Origin of the sequence: Proteiniphilum sp. (assembly GCF_034331125.1) — a bacterium.
In the GTDB taxonomy this organism is placed as follows: Bacteria; Bacteroidota; Bacteroidia; order Bacteroidales; family Dysgonomonadaceae; genus Proteiniphilum; species Proteiniphilum saccharofermentans.
Genome location: NZ_JAXQGC010000024.1, coordinates 1 through 7595 on the forward strand (window position 1 = coordinate 1; position 7595 = coordinate 7595).

Annotated in this window: 4 protein-coding genes; all 4 read right to left on the reverse strand. The window is 48.4% G+C overall.

The genetic code is table 11. The features are described from left to right. Positions 1-239 precede the first annotated feature (239 nt). The 4 genes from U2P89_RS05255 to U2P89_RS05270 all read right to left on the reverse strand — a co-directional run bounded on the left by U2P89_RS05255 (position 240) and on the right by U2P89_RS05270 (position 7516). Complete coding sequence (locus U2P89_RS05255) at positions 240-635, reverse strand: heavy-metal-associated domain-containing protein (RefSeq protein ID WP_322190816.1); 396 nt, start codon at positions 633-635, stop codon at positions 240-242. 84 nt (positions 636-719) lie between these two features. Continuing rightward, positions 720-2336, reverse strand: coding sequence for an efflux RND transporter periplasmic adaptor subunit (locus U2P89_RS05260; RefSeq protein ID WP_322190817.1), 1617 nt, complete (start codon positions 2334-2336; stop codon positions 720-722). Between the two features lie 58 nt (positions 2337-2394). Then, positions 2395-3993 carry a TolC family protein gene (locus tag U2P89_RS05265; protein ID WP_322190818.1) on the reverse strand — a complete coding sequence of 533 codons (1599 nt, stop codon included), beginning with the start codon at positions 3991-3993 and terminating at the stop codon, positions 2395-2397. Continuing rightward, positions 3980-7516, reverse strand: coding sequence for an efflux RND transporter permease subunit (locus U2P89_RS05270; RefSeq protein WP_416188614.1), 3537 nt, complete (start codon positions 7514-7516; stop codon positions 3980-3982). The genes U2P89_RS05265 and U2P89_RS05270 overlap by 14 nt, the downstream gene beginning before the upstream one ends. Positions 7517-7595: the final 79 nt, after the last annotated feature.

Consider the following 7595-nt stretch of genomic DNA (forward strand, 5'->3'; position numbering starts at 1 on the left):
CTATGCAAAACAAAGTTAATACTTTTGTCTAACTTGGAACTGTCCTACAAATAGGGAAGGTTACAATACCAGGAACCCTTTTTCAATAATCAATAATTGGATACGCGGCAGAAGTACGATAGAGTTTTGGGACTATGGGAAAAGATGAACAATCTCACCTCAAAGATTGAGACATAAAAAAGGCCGTCTCAGGAATTATTCTGAGACAGCCTCCGATATTATGAATGGAATCCGAAAAATTAACCTCTGTATTTGCAGCAAGCGGGTAATGCATCATAGGTAGCCTGGTCGGCTCTGTCCCTGTCGGTATCATATCCCACCCCGGCAATTGCTTTACTGATAGCATCGATATCAGTCTGTTGCGGATTGAAATGAAAATGGAGTTCTTTTTTCTCCGCATCCCATTCGGCCGTCGATACACCTTCGACGCTTTTTGCTGCAGTTTCGATATTCTTTTTACACATATCACAAAGTCCCTGCACACCAAGTACGGCATGCTCATCGTGTTGTTCTGTTCCGGCAGATGCTTCCATTTCTGTTTGTGATGTTTCGGCACCACTTTTGGAACCACCCGAATTACATGCGGCGAACAATAGGGCCGCGGCAATCATTACTGATAATGCATACTTCTTCATAATAACTTCTTTCTAATTGTTTATTTAAATCTGAATTTCCTTTTCTTTAACGAAAAAAGGATGTTTTTGTTCGTTACTGCCCGTTTACTCCCTGTACTTACAGCATCCGGGCAGCGCATCATAGACCTTCTGATCTGCCTTGTGCTTGTCTGTATCGTGACCCGCTTTGGCGACAACCTGAGAGATCTTGTCGAGATCGGTCTGTGCGGGATCATAATTCAGGTGCAATTGCTTTGCTGTCCCATCCCATGAGGCGGAAGATACACCCTTCACACTCATGGCGGCTTTCTCGATACGCTCTTTACACATTTCACACAGTCCCTGTACCGTCATCATTGCATGCTCATGTCTGGCGGAAGCATGATCGTGCGTATGACTGCCGCTTCCCGGCATGGAGTGACTTTCGTGTCCGGTAACGGCGCGACCGGCCTCATCGTTCATCATACTGCGCTTTCCGGAAAGTTGGGCACTTGCATCGATGGTAAAGGTCCCATTCGTCACGATCTCATCGCCATCCTCTATCCCCGAAAGAACCAGATAGGCTTCGCCGAGTGAAGGGCCGAGTTCTACCTCCCGGAGCAGATATGCCGGTGTTTCGGTATCAGGTTGTTTCACATAGACAATGGAACGTTTGCCTGTCCATAGAACGGCTGATTTTGGGATGACAATTTGGTTGTTGTACTGCTTCAGTGGAGCATTCACAAGAGCGTTGGCATACATCCCCGGCATCAGTTCTGTACGCGTATTGGTTGTCTCAACCCTGACTTTGGCAGTACGCGTCGTCGGATCGAGAATCGGATTGATAAAAGATATCCTCCCTGAGAATGTTTTTCCGGGAAGTGATTGAAGAGTGTAATCCAACTTATCACCTACCTTCAGAAAGGGGAGATCCGACTCATAGGCGTCGAATACCGCCCATACCCGGGAGAGATCGGCAATATCGAACAGAACGGTTCCGGTGCTGATATAATCTCCCTGGTTAACATTCTTGGAAACGACAATACCACCGGTATTTGCCGTTATGTCTGTCAACGGTGATACTTTCCCCGATTGTTCAATTGCGGCTATCTGTCCGTCCGATAATTTCCAGAGCGATAGTTTCTCTCTTACCGCCTGTAGCAATGCCGGCTGGATATCTTTCATCTTTACCGCTTCCAATAATTCCTGTTGCGCGCTTAGCAGCTCGGGAGAGTAGATAGTTGCAATGGTCTGTCCCTGCCGTACGCTTTCTCCGGTAAAGCTGACCATGAGTTTCTCGATACGACCGCTTACGTGTGATGTTTGTGATTGCGAAAGCCGTTCATCCACCTGGATAGTCCCGTAAAGACGGACATTCTTTACCGGATTCTGCCGGCTGACGACCGTCGTTTGGATATTAGCCAGTGCAACCGCTTCTGCGCTTAATTGAATAGCGTCGGGATCGATGGCGGCATCACCCGAACCGGTTGTTTTCAATGGGATCAGATCCATTGCGCAAAGAGGGCATTTTCCCGGCTTATCCATCCGTATCTGCGGGTGCATGGAACAAGTCCATACCTCTTCACCATGGTCATGATCGTGGTCGTGTCCTGCCGCTGTCGTTTGCTCACCTGACGACGAATCGCCGGAGAAGATCAACCAACCCAGGAATAATCCTGCCAGCAGAATTAATCCGTATGTGACATATTTATTGTTCACTGCTTTTTTTATTTTGGAGTCCATGTTTTTTTAATTGAAAATTGAAAATTGAAAATTGAAAACTTATCGCGCGAAGCATCTATCATTTTATCATGCGCAGCACATTATCGTGCGAAGCATTAAATGAGACGAGTTTTTGTATCGAAGCCACCATCGTATTGTATTCGGCGACAGCTTCGGCTTTTTTTAAGCGGTAATCGAGCAACTGACGTTGTACTTGTATGACATCAGTCAGGTCGCTTTTTCCCGAGACGAACTCCTGTACCAGCAAGTGGTATGTTGTTTGGGCGAGCTGAGATTGCTTTTCATACAGGGTGATCTTTCTTGAGGCGTCATCCAGTGAGTGCCTGGTGCGGTAGAGTTCAGTCTGCAGGGCGTTTTGGGTGTCGGCATATTGCTGACGGCTTGCCTGCCACCGGATACTGCTCTCCCTTTGTTGTGCCTTGTATTTACTACGATAAAGAGGCAGGCTGATGGAGACCATCGGCATAATCATATCCATCCCGTTCATCTCTGTCACGGGCAGGCCTGCGTGGCCCATATCCATGCGTTTACCGATTACTGAATACTGGATGCCTATACCTAACATCGGATAACTCATCTTTTTATCCATCTCTGCTTTGGCTCTGTAGGCCGCCCCTTCTTCATCGATCATAGCCAGCATCGGATTGTTCAGACTGATCTGCTCTGCCGTTAGCGCTACGTCTAATGAAAAAGGTATCGGAGTGATCGAGTCGGGAAGATGTACTTTACTGCCGGACGGCCTGTTCAATAACGCGTTGAAGGCGACCGTTTCGGCATTGATTCGGGACAAAATGCTTTCGATACTGTTCTCCAGTTCGGCGATCTCCAATTGAATACGCAATACATCCGACATACCGGAAGAACCGCTCATACTTTGCATGCCTGCTCCGGAACCCATGGAAGACATGGAACTGCCCGAAGTTGAAGACTGGGTAGCGCTTCCTCCCATAGACGAACCCATGGAATTCATACTCCCCATATTTCCTGATGCTCCCATACTACTTGTACCAGTCGTTACGGGACTCGTAACCGGTGTTGCTTGCGTACGTCCCCCGGAACCTGTGTTTCCTGCCGGAGAAGCAGAAAACTTACGCAAGGCCAGTGTCTCCAATTGCTTCAGATAATCCCTGTTTTCGCGGCTGTTGTTCAACTGCTGTTGCAAACTGCAAAGGAGGAACCACTGGGTATATACCTGCAGGTAAAGATTGTCACGGGTTTCCCGGAATTGTTCAAAAGCCATGTTGGCCATGTGTCCGGCTTCGGTACGTGCCGCCTTGCGTGTTCCGAACCATGGGAACATCTGCATCAATGTGAAATCGGCGATTTGCCGTCCGTCCAGTATTTCCATCGGTTGCAGAAAGAAACCGATTTCCAGTTCAGGATCGGGATAAGCGCCTGCCTGCGGCATCTTCTCCAGCGATGCCTTATATGCCAGAAAATAGGCTCTCACACCCGGATTATTACGTGCAGCCGTTTCCAGGTAATGGGCGAGAGAATCGGGTGCCTGCCGGGGGATAGGGGCGACGATAAGTGAATCGGATATAAGCCCGGTGTCAGGAGCGGCAGTAAACGGACTGGTTGTCTGTGCAGCCGCAGAAATGGCCGTAAGACCTGCAATCAACAGGAGAATGCAATATAGGTTTTTATATCGTTTCATAATCTCTTTGTTTTATACTATTCTTATGTTGTTTTTTGATAGCGCTTTCCCGCCACCAGCATTGCAGGATAGGCACCACGAACATGGTCATCGACTGGATCAGCATACCGCCGAATGTAGGAATGGCCATCGGCACCATGATATCGGAGCCCTTACCCGTAGAGGTAAGCACCGGCAGGAAAGCTATCAGGGTGGAGGCCGTGGTCATCACTGCCGGGCGGACTCTTTTCAGTCCGGCATAGACAACTGCTTCCCTGATCTCTTCTTTGGTCTGCGGATCCCTTTCCAGAAAAGTATTGTGAATATATGTCCCCATCAGTACACCATCGTCGGTGGCAATGCCGAAAAGTGCGATAAAGCCCACCCATACGGCAATACTCAGGTTGATAGGATGCATCTGGAACATATCCCGGATATTTGTGCCGGCCACGGAAAAGTTCATAAACCAGGGTTCTCCGTACAGCCACAGTAGGATGAATCCTCCCGCGAGGGCGACAAACACACCTGAAAAGTGGATCAGTGATGCAGTTACTGTCTTGAACTGGAAATAGAGGATCAGGAGAATGGTAATGAGGCTGACAGGTATAATGATCAGCAATCGTCTGGAAGCGCGTGCCTGCTGCTCATAATTTCCTGCAAAAGTATAAGATACACCGTTGGGAAGGTCGATCTCTCCAGTGCGAATCTTTTCTTTCAGCAACTGATCGGCTTCCATTACCACATCTACCTCTGCTTTACCGCTAACCTTATCGAAAATAACATATCCTACCAGGAAAGTATTTTCACTCTGTATCATTTGTGCACCTTTAGCATACCCGATATCGGCCACATCGCCAAGCGGTATCTGTGCACCGGTGGCAGTAGGAATGATCAGTTTCGACAACTCCTCAGGATGCTCTCTCAGTTCACGGGGATAACGGAGCCGTACCGGATAACGCTCACGCCCTTCCACGGTAGTAGTCAAAGCCATACCTCCCACGGCTGCACTGATGGTCTCCTGTAAATCGGCTACCGTAATGCCGAATCGCGCCATATTATGACGGTTCAGTTTGATCTCTATGTAGGGTGCACCCACAGCACGGTCGTAGAAGACGGTAGAGGGTAGGATAGAGGGTATCTCTTTCAGGGCTGCTTCAAGGATCCGGCCACCCTGTTCGATAGACTCCAGATCCGGTCCCGATACTTTTAATCCCATGGGCGCCCGCATCCCGGTGGAGAGCATCACCAGACGTGCCTCAATGGGTTGCAGCTTTGGTGCTGAGGTAAGTCCGGGCAGGTGAGAGACATTCACGATCTCCTGCCAGATATCGTCCGGACTTTTAATATGGGAACGCCATTGCCTGAAATGTTTGCCATAACGGGAACTGATCAGACTATCGGCCGGTATAAGCCTGAACTCATCCTCTTCCGGGTTGTAGGTAGAACCGTCTGTCAGCAGGAATTCTCCTTTGCGGTTCACCTTAAAGCGTTGCCGGCGCCCGTTCTCATCCAGGATATATTCGGAACGATAGTTGATCGTATTTTCAAACATCTGTGCCGGTGCCGGATCAAGGGCCGAATTCACCCGTCCCCATTTTCCTACGGTCATTTCTACTTCGGGGATATTGGAGATCCGTTTGTCGAGCATCTCGATATATTGCAGGTTCTGTTCAATACCCGTATGGGGCATGCTGGTAGGCATCAGCAGGAAAGAGCCTTCATTGAGGCTGGGCATAAATTCTTTACCGATCCCCGGGAATTTATCGCTTGCCGCCTGCCAGAATCCCGTCTGGCGGAATGATTTCCAGCCTACAGTTTCAAAACCTTTAGCCACCATACCGAAAGTTTTGTCGAATCCCATCCAGATGATAATGCCGAACAGTACGGTGGCAATCGGTATAACCATGAATTTCCATCGGTTGGCAAGACTCCATCTCAGGATCTTTTCGTAGTAAATTACCAGCAACCATAACAGTCCCAGAATAACACCTATGATCAGGATCACGAAGACCAAATTACGGGGTATACCTGCGTAGGTACCTAAAGGGAGCCATTCTACCGCAAGCAGGTAGACTACGGTAAGGATAGCAATGCCAATACCGATAAAAGTAGGTATTCTTTTATTTTCCCACCGACCGGCAAAAAGGTTATTCAGACCGAATAGCGGCAGGGCGGCATAGGCACCCACTCCGGTAAAGATAAGCAATGCGATACCTCCGGCGATCAGCAGTATATTTCCTGCCTTGCGAACCAGTTCAGAGGTGATCCTGAATGAAAAGAAATAGTAGGTCAATGTAGGTAAAATAGCTATTCCCAGCAAAACAGCCGATAGCATAGCAATAGTTTTTGTGTAGGCGAGGGGACTGAACAGTTTACCTTCCTGCGCTTCGAGGAAGAAAACCGGAAGAAAGCTGACTACCGTCGTGATCGAAGCGGTCAATACGGCCCCCGATACTTCACTTACGCTTTTATGGATCAGTTCGATAAATGCTTTTCCTCTTCGTTTATCCTTGTTCTCCTCCATCTCCATGTGGCGGATAATATTCTCAACAAAAACCACGCCGATATCGATCATCACCCCGATGGCGATGGCAATCCCCGAGAGCGCTACAATATTGGCGTCTATCCCCATGTTTCGCATAAGGATAAAAGTGAGTAACACCCCCACGGGCAATATGCTGGATATGACTACTGATGCACGGAGATTAAGGATAATAACGATTACCACAATTATAGTGATTAATATCTCGTGAGTGAGAGATGTCTCGAGGGTGCCGATAGTCTCATGGATCAATCCTGTCCTGTCGTAGAACGGTACAACCGAAACTTTGGAAACCGTTCCGTCGGCCAGTGTTTTTTGCGGCAGTCCGGCTTCTATCTCGGTAATCTTTTCCTTTACGTTATCAATTACTTTTAACGGATTAGAACCGTAACGCGCTACCACCACACCGCCCACGGCCTCTACACCTTCCTTGTCGAGTCCGCCCCGGCGGGTAGCAGGTCCAATATTGACGAAAGCCACATCTTTAATCATTACCGGTACTCCATTACGTACGGTAATTACCGCCTCTTCGAGATCGGATACGCTTTTGATGTAACCCAGCCCGCGTACCAGGTATTCTGCCTTATTGATCTCGACCGTTTCCGCACCGATATCAAGATTGCTTTTTTGTACCGCGTTCATCACATCCATGATGGATATGTTATAGGCACGCATGGCGTTGGGATCGATCTCGACCTGATACTCTTTTACGTATCCTCCCACGGAAGCGACTTCAGCCACCCCTTCGGCTGAAGAGAGGCTGTATTTCACCTGAAAATCCTGGATCGATCGCAGTTCATCGGGATCCCATCCTCCCGCAGGTTTTCCGGTTGCAGGGTCACGCCCTTCGAGGGTATACCAGAAGATTTGTCCCAGGGCGGTGGCATCGGGTCCAAGGCTTGGTTGTACTCCTTCGGGCAAGGTGCCGGAAGGGAGCGAATTCAGTTTCTCGAGGATACGCGACCGGCTCCAGTAAAACTCTACATCATCCTCAAAAATGATATACCTAAAAGTCTCAAATAAAAGTTACATGTGTCAGATAAAGTATTTATCTTTAAGGTGTTAAATAAAAAATAACACT

What these genes read in the sequence shown, in the direction of transcription:
- U2P89_RS05255 (WP_322190816.1), bottom strand. Translation starts at nt 635, where the DNA reads ATGAAGAAGTATGCATTATCAGTAATGATTGCCGCGGCCCTATTGTTC.
- U2P89_RS05260 (WP_322190817.1), bottom strand. Translation starts at nt 2,336, where the DNA reads ATGGACTCCAAAATAAAAAAAGCAGTGAACAATAAATATGTCACATAC.
- U2P89_RS05265 (WP_322190818.1), bottom strand. Translation starts at nt 3,993, where the DNA reads ATGAAACGATATAAAAACCTATATTGCATTCTCCTGTTGATTGCAGGT.